The following is a 22448-nucleotide window of genomic DNA, read 5'->3' on the forward strand; positions in this document are numbered from 1 at the left end:
TACGGTAACGTCGTTTATACGGCACTAGATACTTAATTTCCCCAGTGCAGCTCTAAGGTGGTAAGTTATTTTTCTGCGTTAGGAAGTTCTCAGCTTTCCTTCCTTCTCTGTATAACCGGGTAAAATAACTCGTGTCCTTTTCTTCGCTTATTATGAAATTGAATGCAAAAAAGCATATTCATCCCTAAATATAGGGACGAATATGCTTATATCCGTGGTTCCACCCAGATTCCCATCACAAAAAACATAATGGCTTCTTTTGCGATAACGTCGCATACACGGCACTAGATACTTAATTTCCCTAGTGCAGCTCTAAGGTGGTAAGTTATTTTTCTGCGTTAGGAAGTTCTCAGCTTTCCTTCCTTCTCTGTATAACCGGGTAAAATAACTCGTGTCCTTTTCTGTGCTTTTTGTAAAACATCCATTTATTGTTATTTAATATATCTTATTCATTTTATTTTTGCAAGTGTTTAAAAAAATTATTTATTTAATTAAAAAAGTGAAACCAAATTTTTTTGGTTTCACTTCACAATTTTACCAATCTTGTGGTTCGTAATTTAAGTCTGCAAATAGACGTCTTTTCTCTTTCTTTGTTAAATCTCTCCACTGCCCAACCGGTAAATTATTCAATTCAATATTCATAATTCTCGTACGTTTTAACGTGTATACTTGATAACCTAAAGCTTCACACATACGGCGAATTTGACGATTTAGCCCTTGTGTTAAAATAATTTGGAACTCATATTTTGATAACTGTGTAACCTCACAAGGAAGCGTTTTTGTTCCTAAAATTTTAACACCCGCTGCCATTTTCTCTAAGAAATCAGGTGTAATTGGCTTATCTACTGAAACGATATATTCTTTCTCATGTTTGTTTTCAGCACGTAAAATTTCATTAACAATATCACCATCATTCGTTAACAAAATTAAACCGTCTGAGTCTTTATCAAGACGTCCAATGTGACTAATTCGTAAAGGATGGTTCACTAAATCGATAATATTACCTTTTACAGCTTTTTCACTCGTACATGTAATACCTACTGGTTTATTTAAAGCGATATATACGTGATCTCGAGCAATTCGAAGCTGCTCTCCATTTACTCGTACATCATCACCTGGGTTCACTTGGTCACCAATTTTTGCAACCTTACCGTTAATAATTACTCTTCTCTCATTAATTAGTTTATCCGCTCCACGTCGAGACGCTTTTCCAGCTTCACTAATAAATTTATTGATACGCAAATTAGGCACATCCTTTTCTAAAAAAATTTCAAGCTCACACTGCTTCTACCGTACAATACAAAAGGGTAAGCCTCCTATTATAACTTAAATATATTAACATGAAAGGGTATATAACGTCTTCTATTAATTACTTGTTTATAAGAAAATATCTTTATTATACATTCATTTATACACTTTTTCAGCGTTTAATATACAAGCCATTCTTCCTTACATACAGCTTGTTTTCCTTTTATCTCTTCTATATCTTCATGAATATTAGCTAATTTATATAAATCTGGGAAAATCTCTTCCACATAATTTTGATGCGTCTGTTCATCTTTCCAATATGTTAACACTATGTAACGATTTTCATTTTTTAAAGACTTCCCAACTACTCCACCTAACATTCCTTTTGCTTTTTCCATTCCTTTATTCCAAATTGTTTCTTGCTTCTGTAAAAAATACTTTTCCTTTTCCACCTTTACATCACATATAGCAACTCTTACGAATGATCCTTCTGTAACAACGTCTTTCAAATGCGTATCAGTTATATCATACAACGTTTGAAATAATTCAATTTCACACGAAAGAAACGTATCCTCTTGATTACTATTTAAATAAATTGTATCGTGAGCACCATTCATAAATGATTGATATGTACTTCTATCTTCCCATAAAGTAAATACACATGCCTCATCTTCATACCATCCACCAAATTGTCCATGAAAACCATCTAGATGCCGTATATCACTCCATTTTTCTTGCGCATTTGAAAACAATTTCTTTTTCTCTTCTTCCACCTTACAGTAGATTGTTTTTAGTAACATTTTTAAATCCCCCTTTAGCATATAATTTATCTTCTTCTCACAATAATTAGTTCACATAATATTTTTATAATCACCCTAATACTCTTTATAGGCATATAGAACTAATCATATTTATCACTACATCTATCAAAACATCTATCGAATTTAATTTCAAATGATTCAGAATAAAAAAAGATGTAACTCTTAATGAATTACATCTTTAGCTAATCTCCCTTATTCATCTTTTTCTCAAATAAATAATACGTAATTTCTCCCGGATAATGTACTACTGCTACCTTCCTTTCCCCTTTTTTAAAACTAACAGTATGCCCGTTTTCCCCTAAGTTCTCCCATCCATTTGCCTTTGTAATAGGCATTACACTTATATATTGATAGTCCTCTTCATTATCATCGTTAATATGGATTGCTGACATTGGCACTGGAAAATCTTTAATTTTAGATTCTTTGTCTACATATATGAGTGCAAATAAACCAACTAATAACATAGCCATTGAAATACTTAAAACCAGTTTTCTTCTATTCATTTTCACTAAAAACCCTCTTTTCTCGCATATAGCTTTCATCATTTTACTAAATTTAATTATTCGTGTATAGAAAAGACATAATTTAAATTATTTCTAACCTATTTTCTCTACTTTAAACAACATTATTGTTATATATTATAATTATAAGTTTTTAAATTTTGGAGGCGTTACATATTGCAGAAATTACTTTTTACTAAATGGACAGTTGTTATTTCTATTTTCATCATTTTCGGTACGATTTTCTATGTTACTAATGTTAAAAATAACAACGAAAAAGCAACTGTAGAAACAGCGGAGACAAAAACTTTCAAAACGAAATTACAACCTAAAATTCATGAATTGACTACTCACTATAATGACATCATCGAAAAAGATTGGTTACCTGCCTGGGAAGAGATTAACACGAATGGAGATTCAGTAGATCGAAATAAACTATTAGTTACAATGAGTGCTGTTTCCAAACAGTACGAAACAATTATGAACGAAATAGACACGCTTAAAATTGAAGAAAACATAACAGATATAGATATACAAAAACAACTACTTCAATTCACAACTCAGTTTAAATCCGCATCAAATTTCATGAAAAATGCAGCAAATTTGATTATAGACGGAGCAAATAACTCTACTCCAACCAATGAAACTATTGAAAAAACAAAACAAGCTTTAGGACTTGCGGATCAACATATTGTCATCGCTTTATCTACTTTAAATGAAGTTGAAGATAAATTAGGACTTACAAAAAAATAAAACTATTTACTATTTTAAAATAAAAAATGATTGCAATTCACAATTTGTATGTCTATAATGTTTTTATTGATTTACAATCAATGTGTTTATAAATTTTATAATTCGGATGAACCATTCAGGAGAAGGTCTATTGATCTACCGACGGGGCAAAAAGTTGTTATACCAGCTTTGAAACTCTCAGGTCTTGGTTACAAGTAGAACTGCATGGGGACGAATCTCTGGAGAGACTCCCTCTCGCTTTCATAGAGCGCGGAGGAAAACGAGCACCGAAGGAGCAAATCCGCTACTTTAGCGGATAATCTCTCAGGTAAAAGGACAGAGACAAGCGAAAGAAAAAGCCGATTGTATCGGTTTATTTTTCTATCCCTTGTTTCTCCAGAGACCATTTCATTTACTTGAAGTGGTTTTTATTTTTTCTAAAAAAGGAGAATAAAGATGGAGACAGTAAGTAAAGTATTAGAACAACTAAATCAATACGTGTGGGGATTACCAACTTTGTTGCTACTCGTTGGAACAGGTATCATTCTCACAGTGCGTTTGAAAGGTTTACAGTTTAGTAAACTATTATACGCTCACAAACTAGCGTTTAAAAAATCAGAAGATACTTCTTCTTCTGGAGATATTAGTCACTTCCAAGCACTCATGACAGCTATGGCCGCAACGATTGGTATGGGTAATATAGCCGGTGTTGCAACAGCGGTTACAATTGGTGGTCCTGGTGCAATATTTTGGATGTGGATTACCGCTTTATTCGGTATGGCAACAAAGTATGCAGAGGCAATACTTGCAGTGAAATACCGTGTTAGTAATGAAAATGGTGAATATTCAGGTGGACCAATGTATTATTTAGAGCGTGGTTTAGGTAAGAAATGGCTTGCTATATTATTCGCTATATTTGGTACAACTGCTTCTTTCGGTATTGGTAATATGGTGCAATCTAACTCAGTTGCAGAGGCAATGCGAATTAATTTCTCTTTCCCTCCTGCTTTAACTGGTATAGTAATGTCATTTTTAATCGCAATTGTTATTTTAGGCGGTGTAAAAAAAATCGGGAAAGTGACGGGATATGTCGTTCCTATTAAAGCTTTCTTTTATATAATTGCTGGTCTTATAATTATTTTCTATCACTACGACCAAATTCCAGAAGCATTTTCACTTATTTTTTCTGGTGCATTTAATGGTACAGCAGCTGCTGGTGGTTTTATTGGGGCAACAGTTGCATCAGCTATCCAAATCGGAATGGCGCGTGGTGTATTTGCGAACGAAGCTGGTTTAGGTAGTGCACCAATTGCGGCGGCGGCGGCAAAAACCGATTCGCCTGCAAAGCAAGCTTTAGTTTCAATGACTGGTACTTTTCTAGATACGTTTATTGTATGTACAATTACAGGACTAGTATTAATTACTACAGGCGCTTGGAAATCAGGTAAAACTGGTGTTGAAGCTACAACACTTGCATTCCAATCTGTATTCGGTACTGCTGGTAGTATGATTCTCGGTATCGCAATTATTTTATTTGCCTACTCTACTATTTTAGGCTGGTCGTATTATGGAGAAAAATGTGTAGCTTATTTATTCGGAGAAAGTGCAGTTAAATATTATAAAGCAATCTTTATTTTCATGATTGCAATTGGTGCTAATTTAAAGCTAGGAATCGTATGGACATTTGCTGATATTGCAAATGGACTTATGGCAATTCCAAACTTGATTGGTTTGATTGGATTAAGTAGTATTGTTGTTGCTGAAACGAATCGCTTTTTACAAGCAGAGAAATTGAAAGAAAATAATAAAAAACAGGCAAGTTAATCTATGAAAAAAGGAATGACTCATACATGATGAGCATTCCTTTTTTCATCCCCTCTTTTACTTAATTACTATCATTAAAAATATATTTATATCAATATTTACTCCTTTTTATTCCTCCAAAAGTTTTTCACATAAATGTCATAAATCGTATGGTCTAACTATATAGTTGAAAAGGAATGCGACATTAAAGTGTCGCTGAAAAACTCATCCAAGAAAAGGGAGGAAAAATCTTTTGAAAAACAAAATCATTGTTTTCCTATCTGTTTTATCATTTATTATTGGTGGTTTCTTCTTTAACACGAATACTTCAAGTGCTGAAACATCATCTACTGATTATGTTCCTAACCAATTAATCGTTAAGTTCAAACAAAATGCATCTTTAAGTAATGTGCAATCTTTTCATAAATCTGTCGGAGCTAATGTCTTATCTAAAGATGATAAGTTAGGTTTTGAAGTCGTACAATTTTCAAAAGGTACTGTAAAAGAAAAAATAAAGAGTTATAAAAATAATCCAGATGTGGAATATGCAGAACCAAATTATTACGTTCACGCCTTTTGGACTCCAAACGACCCATATTTTAATAATCAATATGGATTACAAAAGATTCAAGCTCCACAAGCTTGGGATAGCCAACGAAGTGATCCGGGTGTAAAAGTAGCTATTATTGATACAGGAGTTCAAGGCTCACACCCTGATCTGGCTTCGAAAGTAATTTACGGGCATGATTATGTTGATAACGACAATACATCTGATGATGGTAATGGTCATGGTACACATTGCGCTGGAATTACTGGAGCACTTACGAATAACAGCGTCGGAATTGCTGGTGTTGCCCCACAAACTTCAATTTATGCTGTCCGCGTATTAGATAATCAAGGAAGTGGTACTCTTGATGCTGTAGCGCAAGGTATTCGAGAAGCTGCTGATTCGGGTGCAAAAGTAATTAGTTTAAGTTTAGGAGCTCCAAATGGTGGTACTGCATTACAACAAGCCGTTCAATATGCATGGAATAAAGGCTCTGTTATAGTTGCAGCTGCTGGAAATGCTGGAAATACAAAAGCTAATTACCCTGCTTATTACAGCGAAGTAATTGCAGTTGGTTCTACAGATCAATCAGATAGAAAATCTTCATTCTCTACTTATGGTAGCTGGGTAGATGTTGCAGCACCAGGTTCAAATATATATTCAACATATAAAGGAAGCACGTATCAATCATTAAGTGGTACATCTATGGCAACACCTCATGTTGCAGGAGTCGCTGCTCTTTTAGCAAATCAAGGATATAGTAATACACAAATTCGCCAAATTATTGAGTCAACTTCTGATAAAATTAGTGGTACAGGTACGTACTGGAAAAACGGTAGAGTCAATGCATATAAGGCTGTACAATACGCTAAGCAATTACAAGAAAATAAAGCTTCTTAAGAAAACTTTAATCAGTCGATCTACCATGAATGCGGAATAAAATAGAAGGAGAGACTTCTATAATTAAAGCCTCTCCTTCTTACAAACTATATTACTCTCCCTGCTTTTTAACCATATGTAAATACAGTACAAAATCCATCATTGTCGACGAATGACCAAGTTGACGGATCATCGCTGTTATATTTCCTCTATGATATGTACCATGATTTACGACATGTTGCACTAATTCTAAAATCGAAGTTTCTAATTTCCCTACATATGGATTCTCAATAACAAATACAGCATTCACATCTTGTATTGTAATTAAAAAATCTTTATATTGATTTGCCATGTTTTCAAACATTTTTTCTAATTCATGTAACGATTTAGTTTCAATTTGTTTTCGTAAATCTTCTCGGTCTTGTATTGCTTCATTCATACTTTTACCATGCAATATATGTAACCACACTTGATCTGTAATATAAATATGCACAAAAGTATCCTTAATGGATGGAAATACACTCTGTATCTGCTCATTAAAAATCGTCTCATAGTTTGGTAACTCTTTTAATCGATTGAATAATCTTGTATTGGCCCAAGCATGATAATCACACTGTTTTAATATATAATCTTTCAATTTATATTACCTCCTTATTGTATGAAACGAATGGTTTGTTTCTTCATTTCTGATTCTCTATCAGCCTTTGCAACCCCTTTTTCTTTCATTTCATGCTTATTTATCGTTTTATATTTTACATACGTATAAAATTCCGTTTGAAATGGAAATGGTGTAATCCGAATTGTTTCCTCGTCCACCCATTCAGCTTGAATAAGTTTCTCCTCTTCACTATTAAACATTTCTGTTCCTTCAAAACCATCTTTAAATAAATCAATTTCATCTTTCTTTTTGACACCAGGCTTATTCATACATACGTATAAAGAAAGTTCATCACAAAACTTTAATAATTTATAATGTTTATCGAACATCGCAAACTGTTCTTTTGTTAACGTTTTCAAGATTCTTTTTTGTCGTTCTAATTCATGTTTATAAAATGACATCATCTCTTCATCTTCCTCGTTTAGTGGAAATGATAAAAAATGTTTACTACAAACCAATGCCCCGTATGGATTAGAATTTTCAATTTCATTCAAACCAATCGTATAAAAAACAAAACGTAATGGGCTTGGACAATCCATAAATGTATATGGAATATTTTTAGCATCATTCAAAATTGGTACTTTATCAAGCTCTATCCATCCTCTGTCATGCTCATATATTGCATCAACTGTTTCTTTTAAATATGTTTTACTTTCAAAAAAGTCTTCTTTTATATGTTTTGCAATCTCTCCAGCTAAAAAACCATGGTCATGTTGACGAATTAATATACTTTCCTTGTCATTTTTTTCACGAAAAATCATTCATATACTCCCCCTCATCCTCATACTAAAGCTTTTTATATGCATCGATTCTTAATTAATCCCTAAATAATAGAAGGGATTCAGTCTCTTGCAACGAAATTAACATAATTATATAGTATTCTATCTAATCATAGTGATAGCTTTATCTTTACTATCTATTATACTAAAACATTCATTCCAAAAATTTTTTTATGAGGTGAAAACATGAACAAAACAGAATTAATTAAAAACGTAGCTCAATCAGCTGATATTTCTCAAAAGGACGCTTCTGCAGCTGTACAATCCGTATTTGACACAATTGCTAATGCATTACAATCTGGAGATAAAGTTCAACTAATCGGTTTTGGAACTTTTGAAGTGCGCGAAAGATCTGCTCGTACAGGACGTAATCCGCAAACTGGCGAAGAAATTCAAATCGCCGCTGGTAAAGTTCCTGCATTTAAAGCAGGTAAAGAATTAAAAGAAGCTGTTAAATAAACAAGAAACCAGCCATTTTATAGGCTGGTTTCTTGTTTTTATTTAAGCAATTGCTTTATATTCTCTGCATGATACACTTCACAAATATAAAATACACATTTGCATTTACTTACAATTTGATACTTTCTAGTTGGATACACATTCGCTGTAACAGAACATCCATCAAACAATTCGATAATATTTCCAGATGGCTGATATCCTTCATATAATACATTTCTTCTTACTTCCATCTTTTCTATAAGCTTTTCAACAGGAATATTTCCACTCTCTAATTCACTCTTTATTGCGTCCGGTAAAAACGAAGTGTCTGCAAAAATTAGATTTTCAGATAACACCTTGCCTTTATAACTAACATTAGATACACGGTAAAGAAATGTTCCATCTTTATCAAAGAAATTCTTTGCTTCTTTCGGAATGTACTGTCTACCAAGTGCCTCTTGTTCAAGAACATCAAACTGAACTGTATCATTTAAAAGCTTTTCTAAAGCATGAATGGATGATGTATCTCCAGAAAATAAAATATTTTTAATTGCTTGTACGTTATAAGTGAATTCATTCTTTCTATTTTCCGCTACTAACATGAGGAACACCTCTTCTATAATTTTTTTATTTAAGATTTAAAAGTGCTGCCGCATCTAATTGCGTAATTTCAGTTACTTCCTTACTGAATATTGCAACAGAGGCCCTATAATCTAAACTAGGCTTTACATCTTCCATCATTGTATTATTTAATAACTCTTGTCTATCCTTAAAAACCAACAAGTTTGGAGGATCATTTGGAGCTGATACTGTAATATGTACTGGCGGAATCATTAGTCCTTCACCTGTCGCTTTCAGCACCGCTTCTTTTCGAGTCCAATATGTTAAAAATCCTTCTATTTTCTGTTCATTTGGCAGTTTCATAACTTGCGCTATTTCAATGTCTGTTAATACACCTTCTGCCATTTTCATAACATCTACATTTGGATTCATTTGTTCTACATCTATGCCAACAGGTGCAGATTTTGTAAAAGCAACGACAACCCACTCACCTGAATGCGAAACGGATAATTGCGGCATACCTTCTGGTAATTGTGGTCTTCCATGCTGCACTTTACATACTGAGCACATTCGATCAATTGGTACTTGGACTGGTGACATAGAAAGTATCTTACCGAGAACTAATCTACTTATTACGCAACCTATTATAAAACGAGCTCGATCTGCCGAATGATGATACGAATTTGCTTTCTCTCGCTCTATATCATTTAGTAAATTGTAATGCCATGATTGTAAATCCGAAATTCTTGCCCACCATATTTGACAATCATTCTCATTCAAAGTTGGAATAGAATCTACAACTTTACTTTCTATCATGTAAACTCTCCTTTATTCAACGAATACCAATTTTCATAAGAAAGCATGCGTATATTGTTATTCATTGACAAGTACTTTCTCTTTTTCTGATACAGATAATGTTTTTTCTTTCTTCTTTGACATTACCTCTTTATCGGAAATACGTAAAGAAAATAGTAGTGCTATGAGCAAAAATATTGCTGATCCAATTAATGCTGCTTGATATGGTAAAAAATCGGATTGAGCGTTATTACTTCCAAAACCAGCTAGTATACTAGCTAAAACAGCTACTCCTATTGCTGAACCTAATCGATTTTGCACATTGAATATAGTAGTAGCTCTCCCCATAGAAGGCGGCGTGATATTGTTAAAGGCAGAAAATTGAACCGCACCGACAGATTGACCTAAGAAAATACCGATACCAAACAATAATGCGCGGATTTGCCACGGATTCGTATCGTGATTTACAAAACTTAATAAAACAAAGATAACCACGGTACAAATTAATCCAATAGAAATTACCTTTCGCGCTCCTAATTTTTTATATGACCATGGCACAATTTGTGAAGAAATCATTAATCCAATCGCCTCTGGAAATGTCGTAAGTCCTGATTCCAGCGCGGAAACTCCTATCACATTTTGATACATAAGTGGAAAAACAAATAACATTCCTAGTAAACCAGCTGATGAAAATAATGATATAAGACTCATCTTTCTAAACACTGGTTCTTTTAATAAACGTAAATCTAACATCGGTTGCTTTACTTTCAGTTCTACGATTATAAACAATGTAATGAATACACCCCCAGCTATCCCAGTACTCATAATTTCTGGAGAAATCCACCCTTTTGATGGTCCCTGGCTGAGCGCATATATGAGCATCGCAAATCCTGGTGCTGATAAAATAAAGCCGAGCGAATCAAAGCGACCAGCTGATTTTTCAACATGCTCTGCTAAAAATAGAAGTCCAAATAGCAATGCAACGATTCCAAACGGTAGATTAATATAAAATGCCCAACGCCAAGACATTTGATCTACAAAGAAACCACCGATGATAGGACCAATTGCTGGTGCTACAGCAATTGGAAGTATAATGAACCGAGAAATCTTCGGTCTTTCCTCTGGTGAAAATGTTCGAAATAACATTGCCATTCCAACTGGTGTTAAAAGCCCTCCACCAGCACCTTGAATAATACGGAAAATATTCAATGAAGTAATATCGTTAGCCATTCCGCATAAAGCAGAGGCAATCGTAAATACGAAAAGAGCAATTAAAAACACTCTTTTCGTACCAAATCGATCTCCTAACCAACCAGAAATCGGAAGGAAAACAGCTAAACTAACTAAATACCCAACATTAACCGTCCCCATTGCAGATGCAGGTACTTGTAGTTCTCTACTTATCGTTTGCAGTGCTACATTTACAATCGTTGCGTCCATCGCAGCCATAAACATCGCAGTTATATAAACGATACTTACAACTACTTTTGGATTTAGTTTTTCTTTCATTATCGTTTTCCTGCTAATGTTTTTTCGCGAACTTGATTACTTTTTGGATTCAAATCTTTCCAGTTATATTCAACATATTCTAAGCAGCTCTGCCTACTAGCTTCTTCATATACGATATTCCAGCCAATAGGTACATCGAGAAAAGCAGGCCAGAGAGAATACTGGCCCTCCTCATTTATTAATACTTTATATGTGTAATTATCATTTTCAAATGGATTCGTCATACTCTACTTACCCCTTTCTTATTCTGCAAATATTTCGCTAATACTTGTCCAATTTCCGTAAGCGGACCTGGCTGACATAGATCTTTATGTCTACAATCAATATCGTGCTGCACAATTTGCCCGTCTAAATAATTTAGCCACGTATTTGGAGAAATAGGATCAAACCAGTCTGGTATAACAGTAGATCTAAAGAACAGGATATCTCCGTTATAAACTTTCGGTACATATTTCCCTAACAACCCTACTGAATTTACATATGTTTCTTTCAAGTTCAATATAGTCTCTTCTTCAAGACTTGCTAATGCACTTCCATCTTTACGAAGGATTTCAACTGCACTTTCCATTGTAAGTGGTTTACCATCCATGTTATCTGGGTCATATCCGCCTAAAGCAAGTAATGCGATTAACGCTTCCTCTTCAGTAGGCGCTTCCGTATTCGGTAAGAAGTGTCCAGGATAAGAGTCAAGCATAACGAGTAATTCTACTTCTTCCCCTTCATTTTGTAATTGCGCCGCCATTGCATGCACAACATTTCCTCCAAGCGACCAACCTAATAAACGATATGGTCCATGAGGATGTACTTCACGAACGTGTTTCAAGTAATCCGCCGCCATCTCCTCTAAACTTTTTGGAAGTTCTTCATTTTTAGCAATACCACGTGCTTGCACACCATAAATTGGATAATCTGTTCCTAAAGATTTCATAAGTCCTGCATAGCACCAACTTAATCCACCTGCTGGATGTACACAAAATAGTGGTAATTGATCCCCGCTTGCTCGTAATGGAAGCAACACATCAAGTGCACTTTGACCATTCCCCATCTCAAGTCTTTCAGCTAACCCTGCAACAGTCGGTGCTGCAAATAAAGTACCAATGTTTAGTTCCACTCCAAGCGCCTCTTTCATGCGGCTCATAAGCTGCACTGCAAGGAGTGAATGACCACCAAGATCAAAGAATCCGTCATCAATTCCAATTTGAGGTACACTTAGCACTTCTGTAAACAAGTCACATAACATTTCTTCTTGCGGTGTTCTTGGACCACGACTAGAAGATGATGCGATAAATGCTGGAGCTGGCAATGCCTTTCTATCTAATTTACCGTTTGGAGTTAAAGGTAACTCATTTACTACTACAAAAGCGTATGGAACCATATAATCTGGTAAACTACCACTAGCAAACTGACGCATTTCATTCGTATCAATTGCTTCATTATTTGATGCAACGATATAAGAAACTAACCGTTTATCCCCTGGTTGATCTTCACGTACAATAACGGCTACTTGCTCAGCTTTAGGGTGCTTCATTATGACTGCTTCTATTTCTCCTAATTCAATTCGGAATCCACGAATTTTGATTTGATGATCTGCACGTCCTATATAATCTAGCGTCCCATCATTACGCCAGCGAGCTAAGTCTCCTGTACGATACATTCTTGTACCTGGCTTGCCAAATGGATCTGCGATAAAGCGTTCAGCCGTTAATCCTGCTCTTCCTAAATATCCACGCGCAAGTCCTGCACCTGCAACATACATTTCTCCAACTACTCCAGGTGGGACTGGTTGTAAATAGTTGTCTAACACATACACTTTAAGGTCAGGTATACTGCACCCAATTAAACTATTTGCCCGTAAAGAGACGATAGTTTCATCTAATTCAATATAACTAACATGTACTGTCGTCTCTGTAATACCATACATATTAATAAGCTTTGGTGCGTTATGAGGATGTCGACTATACCAATCTTCTAAGCGACTTAGCTCAAGTGCTTCTCCTCCAAAAACAACATATCGTAAAGATAATTTTTGGCCAATCTCTTCATTTTCACGATCTGCTTGCATCAATTGGTAGAACGCTGATGGAGTTTGGTTTAAAACCGTAACCTTTTCTTTAACAAGAAGCTGTAAAAATTCTTTCGGCGAGCGACTTACAGTATGTGGGACTACAACTAAACGCCCTCCGTATAATAAAGGTCCCCAAATTTCCCAAACCGAGAAATCAAAAGCATATGAATGGAACATCGTCCAAACATCGTTTCCGTCAAACTGGAACCAATGATCAGTTGCTCCTAAAAGTCTCACTACATTTTGATGAGGTATCATAACGCCTTTCGGTCTGCCCGTTGACCCTGACGTATAAATAACGTAAGCAATATGTGATGGAGATAATGGCTTAATTCGTTCCACTTCATCAATATTGTCTTCACTATATTTCTCAACCTCTGCTATTACTTTCACATCATCAACTAAAACTTTTAGTGCCTCATTACATTCAATTTCCACTTCTGAATTCGTTAAAACACATGATGGTTTCGCATCGTGTAGCATAAATGAAATACGGTCTGCTGGGTAATCTGGATCTAACGGAAGGTATCCAGCACCAGCTTTAAGAACAGCTAATAAGCTTACAACCATGTTTAATGATCTTGGCATCGCTAAAGCAACGAGTTGATCAGGACCAATCCCTTTTGCTATTAGGAATCGAGCTATTTTATTTGCTTTTCTATTTAACTCTTCATAAGTTAATTTCTTATCTTCAAAGACAACAGCAATAGAATTTGGATTTATATGAGCCTGCTTTTCAAACAATTGTGGCAATGTCATTTCTGGTGCAATTTGAAAACCACCATTCCACTTTTCTAACACTGTATTTTTCTCTGCTAAAGTTAATATTTCTAATCTGCCAATGGATTGATCTGGATTTGTAGTTGCATCATCTAATAACAAAATGAATCGTTCTATTAGTTTTTGAACCGTTTCACGTTTATATAAATCGGTACTAAACTCTAGTAATCCATGTAAACCGTTCGGAGTACCATCAACCCCGTTACTCTCACTAATTTCAAATGTTAAATCAAATTTTGCAGAACCAACGCTTTGAATTTCAAGGCTCGCTTCTAAATCTGGTACATGAAACGTTGCTTCTGGTGTATTTTGAAAAGCTAACATAACTTGAAACAACGGATGGCTGTTTCGAGTACGTACTGGATTTAATACTTCAACAAGCCTTTCAAATGGAACATCTTGATTTTCATAAGCTGCAAGATTTACCTGCTTCACTCTATTTAATAATTCTTTAAAACTTGGATCTCCTGAAGTATTTGTACGTAACACTAATGTATTTACAAATAAACCAACAATATCTGAAAGTACATCATCATTTCTTCCAGCAATCGGACTTCCAATTGGTATATCAGTGCCTGCACCTAATCTTGTAAATAGTGCACTAAGCCCTGCTTGCAATACCATAAACAAACTAACTCCATTTTTACGTGCAAGCTCTACTAACCTACTATGCATACCTTCATCTATATGAAAATGAATTGTTTCCCCGCGGTAACTCGTCTCAATTGGACGCTGGAAATCTGTAGGTAACTCCATTTGGTCTGGTAAACCTTTAAGTTCTTCTTTCCAAAAATCTAATTGTGTTGAAATAAGACTCTCTTGTGTCGTTTCATCACCTAGCAATTGCTGTTGCCAAAGTGCATAATCTGCGTATTGAACTGGTAGTGTCTCCAGCTGAACTCTGTCACCTTGACATCGCGCTTTATACGCCGCTGTAAAATCTCTCGTTAACGGCTGTAATGACCAGCCATCACCTACAATATGATGTAATAGAATTAATAATACATGTTCGTTTTCACTCATTGTAAAAAGTTGCAAACGAACTGCCGGCTCAAAATCGAGGTTAAAGCTATATCTTACCGCCTCTGAAAGTACACTTTCTAATTCATCTTTACATGTATTAGTTATAACCATTTCTAAATTTAAGTTTTCCATATCTAAAATTTTCTGATAGGAACTACCTAATACGTTAGGGAAAATTGTTCTAAGTGTTTCATGTTTCTCAACTACATCATAAAAAGCACCTTGTAATGCTTCCCGATTCAATATTCCATTCATACGAATGACTAGCGGAATATTATAAGTAGGACTTGGACCTTCTAAACAATTTAAGAACCATAACCTGCGCTGTGCAAATGAAAGTGGAACTTCATTTGGCCTACTTGCTTTCTGAATAGCTGGTCTTGCGCTTTTTGCATGGTTTAATTGTTTCGCCAGTTCGGCAACAGTTGGTGATTCAAATAGTTTCCCAATTCCTAATTCCACACTTAACGTTTCACGAATTCTTGCCATTAAACGAGATGCGAGAAGTGAATGTCCACCCATTTCAAAGAAATTATCATCAATGCTAATTCGAGAAACACCAAGTACTTCTGCAAATAAATCACATAATATTTCTTCTTTCGGATTTCTAGCAACTCTCTCATTGTTCATTCCATTAAAATCAGGAGCAGGTAATTTCTTTCTGTCAACCTTACCATTTGGCGTTAATGGTAATACTTCTAGCACAACAAATGTCGATGGTATCATATAATTCGCTAAACTTTCTGAAACATAAGAACGAATTTCTGAAAGATTAATCTGTTCCTTTTCTTCTGCAACGATATACGCAATGATGCGTTTATCATTTGCACGATCTTCTCGTACCATTACTACCGCTTGTTGAATATTTTCATGTCGTTGTAATACCGTTTCAATTTCAGCTAATTCAATTCGGAATCCACGAATTTTAATTTGATGATCTGCGCGACTAATGTACTCTAACGCACCATCACTACGCCATTTCACAAGATCTCCTGTACGGTACATGCGCTTCCCTGATTCTCCATAAGGATTTGCAACAAACCGTTCAGCTGTTAACTCAGGTTTTCCTAAATATCCGCTTGCAAGTCCTTCCCCTGCAATATATAATTCCCCAATAACTCCAGGTGGCACTGGTTGTAACCCTGCATCCAATACATACACTTCTGTATTGCAAATTGGTTTTCCAATAGGAGGTATGCCCTTTTCACCTTCATCAATGTTCATGAAAGTAGACCAAATCGTCGTTTCAGTTGGTCCATATAAATTAGTTATTGAGCAACCTAATTCTCGTAATTTATTTGCTAAATGCGCTGGAAGAGCTTCACCACCAACAAGTATGCTTAGCCCTTGTAGCTTCTCTGGATAATCAGTTACTAACGCCTGCCAAAGCGTCGGTGTAGCCTGCATAATGGTCACTCTTTCTTCATGTAAAAGTGTCGTTAATGCAGAAGGCTCTTGTATGTCTTCTTTTTGCGCAATTGTTAAACTTGCACCACTAATAAGAGGTAAATAAATTTCTAGTGCAGAAATATCAAATGCAAACGTTGTAACTGCTAATAAATGATCATTTTCATTTAATGAAAACTTTTGTTGCATAGCCATTAAAAAGTTACTTAAACCTCTCATAGGAACAATTACACCTTTTGGGTTTCCTGTTGAGCCTGAAGTATATATTGTATAGGCTGGGTTTAACAGTGATACATCATTCTTACATGCTATATTCATACGAGAATATGTATGTAACGCTAGTTTCGTTTCTTCGTCATCTAATACAATTTTTTTCATATCCTTTTCTATAACTAACTTAGATGAAACAGATGAATGTGTTATGATACAAACTGGTTTTGCATCATTTACTATATAAGTAACTCTATCTGCTGGGTATTCTGGATCTATTGGTAAATACGCTGCACCAGCCTTTAAGACTGCTAGCATACTAACTACCATTTCTATTGATCTAGGGAATACTAAAGCTACAAACTGATTTGGTCGTATTCCTTCTTCTACTAAATAATGTGCTAGTTCATTCGCTCGTTCATTTAGCTCTTTATACGTAAGGATTACACCGTCACAAGTAATCGCTAGTTTATTGGGATTTTTTTTCACTTGTTTTTCAAATGATATAGGCAGACTGATTAATTCATCGTCTTCCTTCGTTTCATTCCATTCCAATAAAACTTTATGATTTTCTTCAGGCAGAGTAATGTTTATTTTTCCAATCGACTCGTTTTTCTCACAATTATTTATTACTAATTCAAATAGATTCATAAATCTTTCTTTATGCAATGCTAGCTCCGCGTTATTATATACTTCAGGATTTGCATCAAAATGAATCATTATCTCATTTTGATCAAAACATTTATATACATTTATCGATAAATCATCGACAGGTCCTGCTGATAAGTTATGCGTAATACCACGATTTCCAGCAAAATTAAGCCCGTAATCAAAAGGCATAACATTCACTAACGGTCCAAACAACCTTTGATTTTCACCTAGTAACTTTAAATCTCTTCTTAATTCCTCATGACGGTATTTATAATGGCGACGTACATCTCGGATTTCTTTAGAAACTTGCTGCAATAATTCCGCAAGAGTTATATTTGGAGTTACTGTAATACGAAGTGGAACTAAATTCATTACCATACTTGGTGTATGAATAGATACAGAACCTAGACGTCCCATCATCGGTAAACCTAAAACAATATCATTTTCACCTGTTAATTTATGCATATAAATACTTGTTACAGCCACAATGAATTCCGGCCAACTTGTTAACGAAATATTGATATCTTCTAGTAAAGTTTTCGTGCTAGAACTAGATAAATAAGCTGTTTCTCGTGAAAATCCATTTGATGTTCTCGGTGCTCGTTCTGCCAAACTTACAACTTCTGGGGCATCTGCAAACTTTTCTAACCAAAAAGTACGATCTTCCTGAAATTGTTTAGACTCACGATACTCAATATCTTCTTGCACGACTTTTGCAAGAGAACCAAATGGTTTTTCATTCTTGTTTGTTTCTTCTATAAGTGATGTATACTCATTCGCTACTTTTTGGCTAAGAAGTGAAAATCCATAGCCATCCATCACAATGTGATGGATGCGCTGATACCAAAAGAAACGATTATTTTCAACTTGAATAAGTGCTTCAGTAAATAAAGTATCTTTTTTCAAATCGACTGGCATAGATAAATCATTTTTCATCCATACTTTAGCAGCTTCTTCAGGATTTTCTTCTTTACGAACGTCAATAAAATGCATATGAAACTGTGATTCTTCAATAACTTGCCATGGGCCAATTTCATCCTCTTCGAAGCGAACATGAAGTGCTTCTGTTTCCATTACAACTTTACGTACAGCTAATTCAAAAATGTCTTGATGAATATTTCCGTTTATTTCTACATATTCCCCAGTATTATAAATTGGATTAAGCGGATCTAATTGTTGCGCAAACCACATACCAGACTGCGCAGATGATAACGAATGACGAATCTTTTGACTGTTAGGCATTCTTTACTACCCCTTTATTATGTAGTCTATTTGTTACAGCACCTGTGCTGTTTGTGAAGATAGTAAACTGTACCAACCTGCAACAGTTGGACGTTCTGCTAAATCTGCAAAAGTGATTTCTTTCCCTTCACGACGCCACTTCTCTACTAAACTCATAATTCTGACCGAATCAAGCCCTCTATTTAATAAGTCCTCATCAATATCAATACTCTCTACTGGCTCACGAAGTAGTTGTGCAACTAGTTCATGCACTTCCTGTATAGTGATTCCTTCACCCTCATCACCTTTTACACTTTGTAAATCTTTTAACAGTAGGTTTGTTGATGTCGTTACTGCACATCTATTAGATGCATACTCCAATGCTTGTTTATGATGCTCTAGTGAAAAATCAGCAACTGCATCTGCTACAAAGAACGGCTCTATACCATCCATAAATGCTTCACAAGCTGTTAAAAGACAGCCAATATGCGCATAAATACCGCAAATAATGAGTTGATCTCTTCCTTGTTCATTTAAAATTTCTAATAGATTTGTCTTTTTAAATGCACTATATCTCCATTTTGTTAGGAATATATCATCTTCATCAGGAGTAAGTTCATCAACAATTTTCTTTTTATCTGGTCCAGCAGGTATACCGTCACCCCAAAAGTCTTGTAATAAACCTCGTTGTTCTAACGTTTGCCCACCAGGTTGTGCTGTATAAACAACTGGTATACCAAGTTCCTTACATTTTTCTCTTATCATTTTAATATTTGAAATAAGTTCTACTTTTGGTGATTCTTTATCGCTATATGCATCAAGAAAGTATTCTTGCATGTCATGAATTAAAAGTACTGCACGTTTCGGATCTGGTGTCCAATTCACTTTATTTTTTGGTAGTTCTGATTCAATTGGCATTTTATATACTGAAATAGATGGGATGGCCATCTAATCACTTCCTTCCGATTTTTATTATTGTTTTACTGTAATAAGTTTTTCAGCAATGACTTTACGTAGTTCTTTTTTGCTGACTTTTCCGACTCCTGTTTGCGGGAATGATTCAATAAATTCAATTCGATCTGGAATTTTATAAGCCGCTATACCACGTTCTCTTAAAAACATTTTTAATTCACTTACTGCCGGAACTTGTCCGCGAACTATAACAAAAGCACAGGTGCGTTCACCTAAATAATCGTCAGGCATAGATACGATTGCTACGTCATGGATCGCATCGTGTGCTAATAGATGATTTTCAACTTCTTCTGCAGCAACTTTCTCACCACCACGGTTAATTTGATCTTTATCTCTTCCTTCTACAATGATGTATCCTTGTTCATTTACTTTTACAAGATCACCTGTGCGATAAAACCCATCCTTTGTAAATGATCGTGCATTATGCTCTTCGGCTTTATAGTAACCACGAATTGTATATGGACCTCGTGTTAATAAACTACCTACTTCGCCCGGTTGTACATCGTTGTCATTTTCATCAACAACTCGTACTTCATCGAGTGCAGACATTGGTCTACCTTGTGTATGAATAATAATTTCTTCCGGATCGTCTAATCTTGTATAGTTCACTAATCCTTCCGCCATACCGAATACTTGCTGTAACGTACATCCAAATGTAGGGCGTATACGTCTTGCTACCTCAGCACTAAACTTAGCACCACCTACTTGAATAACCTCTAGGCTCGATAAATCGGTATTACGAGAAGATGCAGCATCAAGCCAAATCATTGCTAATGGCGGAACGAGCGCTGTAATTGTAACTTTTTCTTTTTCGATAAGAGCAAATGCCTCATCTGGACTACCACCGGTTGCCAATACCACTTTTCCACCCGCATAGAAAGTTCCAAATGTCCCTGGAGAACTCATTGGGTAATTGTGTGCTACTGGAAGAACTGCCATATAGACGCTTTCTGCATTCAAATTACAAATTTTAGCGCTAACACGTAAACTATAAATATAGTCATCATGTGTTCTAGGAATTAATTTAGAAAGACCTGTTGTGCCTCCTGATAATTGGAGAAACGCAACATCACTTGGCTGAACTTCTGGTAATGAGACGGGATCCATATACAGATCATTTATGTTCACAAACTCTTCTTCTTCTCCCACTACAATTACATGTTGTAAATTTGGCACTTTCTCTTTCACTTCTCTTGCTAGTTTTCGATAATCAAAACCGAGAGCCTTATCTGAAATAACGTAAGCGCTCGCCTCGCCAAAATCACAAAAATAACTAATTTCACTGCTTCGATGTGACGGCAGTGCAAAGACAGGAAGCGCTCCAATTCGAAATAGTGCAAAACATATTTCGAAAAACTCGATAATGTTAGGTAACTGGATTACAACTCTGTCCTCTTTCTTTATTCCTAAATTCAGTAAACCTGCTGCTAAACGATCTACCTTTTTATTAAGTTCACTATATGTTATATGCTTCTTACCACTTACAACCGCGATTTGATCTCCATATTTCTCAGCCCGCTCTCTTAACACTCCTCCAAATGTTTCACCAAGCCAACATCCTTCTTCTCGGTAACGATCGGCAAATTCTTTTGGCCATTCTGTATAACCTACTAGCATTCTTTCTTCCCCCTATTTTTCATTAAGTGAACTATCTCTTAACCCTAAAGCTTTTAGCATTGTTTGGAACTTAGCTGATGTTTCTGCTAACTCATCTTCTGGTTTTGACTCAGCAACAACTCCAGCTCCTGCATATAAACGCAGTGTATTTTCTTGTACTTCAGCACAACGAATTGTAACAATCCATTCTCCATCTCCATTTAAATCGCTCCATCCTAGCATTCCTGTAAAGAACTCGCGGTCAAATGGCTCAATATGCTGTATAGCCTCTCTTGCTTTTTCCATCGGAGTTCCGCAAACTGCTGGCGTAGGATGAAGGGCAATTGCTAATTGTAAAGAAGAAGTATTTGGATCCTTCAGTTCACCTTTCACTTCTGTAGACAAATGCCACATCGCTTCACTATGAATAACTGATGGCTTTTCTGGAACATGTAATGTATGACAATACGGACGAAGTGCAGCGGCAACCGCTTCCACTACTACCGCATGTTCATGTAAATCTTTTGGAGAAGAAAGTAATTCCTCTGCTCTTCTTTTATCTTCTACTGGGTCCTCACTACGTGGCCTTGAACCAGCTAACGGGTTAGAAATAACTTGCATACCATTACGTGAAACAAGTAATTCAGGACTTGCTCCAATTAGCGTCTTACTGTTCTCTTTTTCATCTTTCGGTAAATTCACAGCAAATGTATAACCATGCTTATTATGCTCTGCTAATTCTCGCAGAAGTTTTTGCTTATCAATCTTTTCCGAAGATTTAACATCTAACGATCTAGATAGAACGATTTTCTTTAAATCACCGTCCTGTATTTTTTTAATTCCTTGCTTCACACCATTCATATAAACTTCAGGGTCTGGCATTGGCGTCATTTCAAATGTTACGTTCTCATTTGTTTCAAGCTGATTTGTTGTATCCAATTGTAAACGCTCAGAAATCCTACTATATTCTGGTACGATAAGTTGGACTTCTTTTCTACGATCGAATGGCAAAGCACCCACAACGATAGGATTTGGATTTCCAGCTTGTTTCGCATTACTTAATGTCGCTTGCACAAGCTCTGGGAAATTTTCAATTTCACGATGCTTTACTGTAGTAAACTCTCCTTCTGCTAATATCGTTCGAGTTGGTGAAGCGAAAAAGAATGAAGATTCAGTCTTATAATCTTCTAAAAGTTTTTCTGACAATTCCTTTACAGCTATATGTTCATTCATAATATAATAACCTCCTGAAT

General features: G+C 35.5%; 17 protein-coding genes, 1 riboswitch and 2 other annotated features (1 of these 20 running past the window's edge). Of the genes, 4 read left to right on the forward strand and 13 right to left on the reverse strand.

Features of this window, described 5'->3' with window-relative positions:
- Positions 1-153 (reverse strand) — a binding site (T-box leader) (it extends 69 nt beyond the left edge of the window).
- Between the two features lie 36 nt (positions 154-189).
- Positions 190-413: a binding site (T-box leader), on the reverse strand.
- A gap of 121 nt (positions 414-534) precedes the next feature.
- The 3 genes from rluF to ACTFN4_RS18145 form a co-directional block, all read right to left on the reverse strand.
- Positions 535-1242, reverse strand: coding sequence for a 23S rRNA pseudouridine(2604) synthase RluF (gene rluF / locus ACTFN4_RS18135; protein ID WP_001222162.1), 708 nt, complete (start codon positions 1240-1242; stop codon positions 535-537).
- Between the two features lie 185 nt (positions 1243-1427).
- Entirely contained in the window at positions 1428-2048 is a 621-nt protein-coding gene (locus tag ACTFN4_RS18140) for a YdbC family protein (RefSeq protein WP_025687526.1), read from the reverse strand.
- 203 nt (positions 2049-2251) lie between these two features.
- Positions 2252-2614: a hypothetical protein gene (locus ACTFN4_RS18145; protein WP_002197739.1), complete on the reverse strand. Its 363-nt coding sequence runs from the start codon at positions 2612-2614 to the stop codon at positions 2252-2254.
- 132 nt (positions 2615-2746) lie between these two features.
- Between ACTFN4_RS18145 and ACTFN4_RS18150 the strand changes: the two genes are divergently transcribed.
- The 3 genes from ACTFN4_RS18150 to ACTFN4_RS18160 all read left to right on the forward strand — a co-directional run bounded on the left by ACTFN4_RS18150 (position 2747) and on the right by ACTFN4_RS18160 (position 6551).
- Entirely contained in the window at positions 2747-3322 is a 576-nt protein-coding gene (locus ACTFN4_RS18150; protein ID WP_001170889.1) for a hypothetical protein, read from the forward strand.
- Between the two features lie 208 nt (positions 3323-3530).
- Positions 3531-3651, forward strand: a riboswitch (glycine riboswitch).
- Positions 3652-3757: 106 nt separating this feature from the next.
- The gene (locus ACTFN4_RS18155; RefSeq protein ID WP_000451037.1) at positions 3758-5125 is read left to right on the forward strand and encodes an alanine/glycine:cation symporter family protein; all 1368 of its coding nucleotides are present in this window, start codon (positions 3758-3760) and stop codon (positions 5123-5125) included.
- Positions 5126-5357: 232 nt separating this feature from the next.
- Positions 5358-6551 carry a S8 family peptidase gene (locus tag ACTFN4_RS18160; protein ID WP_000790938.1) on the forward strand — a complete coding sequence of 398 codons (1194 nt, stop codon included), beginning with the start codon at positions 5358-5360 and terminating at the stop codon, positions 6549-6551.
- 91 nt (positions 6552-6642) lie between these two features.
- Here the strand turns inward: ACTFN4_RS18160 and ACTFN4_RS18165 are convergent, their stop codons facing one another.
- Complete coding sequence (locus ACTFN4_RS18165) at positions 6643-7167, reverse strand: DinB family protein (RefSeq protein ID WP_000656267.1); 525 nt, start codon at positions 7165-7167, stop codon at positions 6643-6645.
- A gap of 14 nt (positions 7168-7181) precedes the next feature.
- On the reverse strand, positions 7182-7949 hold the full coding sequence (locus ACTFN4_RS18170; RefSeq protein ID WP_439962646.1) for a DUF3891 family protein: 768 nt from the start codon (positions 7947-7949) through the stop codon (positions 7182-7184).
- Between the two features lie 204 nt (positions 7950-8153).
- On the opposite strand from ACTFN4_RS18170, the gene ACTFN4_RS18175 reads away from it, so the two are divergent.
- The gene (locus tag ACTFN4_RS18175; protein WP_001043905.1) at positions 8154-8426 is read left to right on the forward strand and encodes an HU family DNA-binding protein; all 273 of its coding nucleotides are present in this window, start codon (positions 8154-8156) and stop codon (positions 8424-8426) included.
- A 38-nt stretch (positions 8427-8464) separates the two neighbouring features.
- Here the strand turns inward: ACTFN4_RS18175 and ACTFN4_RS18180 are convergent, their stop codons facing one another.
- The 8 genes from ACTFN4_RS18180 to dhbC are packed head-to-tail and all read right to left on the reverse strand — an operon-like array spanning position 8465 to position 22428.
- A complete protein-coding gene (locus ACTFN4_RS18180) occupies positions 8465-9007 on the reverse strand; it encodes a hypothetical protein (RefSeq protein WP_000959125.1) in 543 nt (180 codons plus the stop codon).
- A 25-nt stretch (positions 9008-9032) separates the two neighbouring features.
- Positions 9033-9782 (reverse strand): 4'-phosphopantetheinyl transferase Sfp, encoded by a 750-nt coding sequence (sfp, locus tag ACTFN4_RS18185; protein WP_000573004.1) that lies wholly within the window; start codon positions 9780-9782, stop codon positions 9033-9035.
- Positions 9783-9839: 57 nt separating this feature from the next.
- Positions 9840-11270, reverse strand: a complete 1431-nt coding sequence (locus ACTFN4_RS18190) for an MDR family MFS transporter (RefSeq protein WP_000660191.1) — start codon at positions 11268-11270, stop codon at positions 9840-9842.
- On the reverse strand, positions 11270-11494 hold the full coding sequence (locus tag ACTFN4_RS18195) for an MbtH family protein (RefSeq protein WP_000184055.1): 225 nt from the start codon (positions 11492-11494) through the stop codon (positions 11270-11272). Before ACTFN4_RS18195 ends, ACTFN4_RS18190 begins: the two co-directional genes overlap by 1 nt.
- Complete coding sequence (locus ACTFN4_RS18200) at positions 11491-18648, reverse strand: amino acid adenylation domain-containing protein (RefSeq protein ID WP_439962647.1); 7158 nt, start codon at positions 18646-18648, stop codon at positions 11491-11493. Before ACTFN4_RS18200 ends, ACTFN4_RS18195 begins: the two co-directional genes overlap by 4 nt.
- A gap of 33 nt (positions 18649-18681) precedes the next feature.
- Positions 18682-19575, reverse strand: coding sequence for an isochorismatase family protein (locus ACTFN4_RS18205; RefSeq protein ID WP_025687424.1), 894 nt, complete (start codon positions 19573-19575; stop codon positions 18682-18684).
- Positions 19576-19599: 24 nt separating this feature from the next.
- The gene (locus ACTFN4_RS18210; RefSeq protein WP_000960124.1) at positions 19600-21216 is read right to left on the reverse strand and encodes a (2,3-dihydroxybenzoyl)adenylate synthase; all 1617 of its coding nucleotides are present in this window, start codon (positions 21214-21216) and stop codon (positions 19600-19602) included.
- A gap of 12 nt (positions 21217-21228) precedes the next feature.
- Positions 21229-22428 carry an isochorismate synthase DhbC gene (dhbC, locus tag ACTFN4_RS18215; RefSeq protein WP_001002068.1) on the reverse strand — a complete coding sequence of 400 codons (1200 nt, stop codon included), beginning with the start codon at positions 22426-22428 and terminating at the stop codon, positions 21229-21231.
- Positions 22429-22448: the final 20 nt, after the last annotated feature.

The organism is Bacillus cereus group sp. MYBK95-2, from assembly GCF_051915225.1.
Taxonomy (GTDB): domain Bacteria; phylum Bacillota; class Bacilli; order Bacillales; family Bacillaceae_G; genus Bacillus_A; species Bacillus_A cereus.

Excerpts from the sequence above, each read along its gene's own strand:
- ACTFN4_RS18140 (WP_025687526.1), bottom strand. The coding sequence starts at position 2,048 with ATGTTACTAAAAACAATCTACTGTAAGGTGGAAGAAGAGAAAAAGAAA.
- ACTFN4_RS18145 (WP_002197739.1), bottom strand. The coding sequence starts at position 2,614 with ATGATGAAAGCTATATGCGAGAAAAGAGGGTTTTTAGTGAAAATGAAT.
- ACTFN4_RS18155 (WP_000451037.1), top strand. The coding sequence starts at position 3,758 with ATGGAGACAGTAAGTAAAGTATTAGAACAACTAAATCAATACGTGTGG.
- ACTFN4_RS18170 (WP_439962646.1), bottom strand. The coding sequence starts at position 7,949 with ATGATTTTTCGTGAAAAAAATGACAAGGAAAGTATATTAATTCGTCAA.
- ACTFN4_RS18175 (WP_001043905.1), top strand. The coding sequence starts at position 8,154 with ATGAACAAAACAGAATTAATTAAAAACGTAGCTCAATCAGCTGATATT.
- ACTFN4_RS18180 (WP_000959125.1), bottom strand. The coding sequence starts at position 9,007 with ATGTTAGTAGCGGAAAATAGAAAGAATGAATTCACTTATAACGTACAA.
- sfp (WP_000573004.1), bottom strand. The coding sequence starts at position 9,782 with ATGATAGAAAGTAAAGTTGTAGATTCTATTCCAACTTTGAATGAGAAT.
- ACTFN4_RS18190 (WP_000660191.1), bottom strand. The coding sequence starts at position 11,270 with ATGAAAGAAAAACTAAATCCAAAAGTAGTTGTAAGTATCGTTTATATA.
- ACTFN4_RS18195 (WP_000184055.1), bottom strand. The coding sequence starts at position 11,494 with ATGACGAATCCATTTGAAAATGATAATTACACATATAAAGTATTAATA.
- ACTFN4_RS18200 (WP_439962647.1), bottom strand. The coding sequence starts at position 18,648 with ATGCCTAACAGTCAAAAGATTCGTCATTCGTTATCATCTGCGCAGTCT.
- ACTFN4_RS18205 (WP_025687424.1), bottom strand. The coding sequence starts at position 19,575 with ATGGCCATCCCATCTATTTCAGTATATAAAATGCCAATTGAATCAGAA.
- ACTFN4_RS18210 (WP_000960124.1), bottom strand. The coding sequence starts at position 21,216 with ATGCTAGTAGGTTATACAGAATGGCCAAAAGAATTTGCCGATCGTTAC.
- dhbC (WP_001002068.1), bottom strand. The coding sequence starts at position 22,428 with ATGAATGAACATATAGCTGTAAAGGAATTGTCAGAAAAACTTTTAGAA.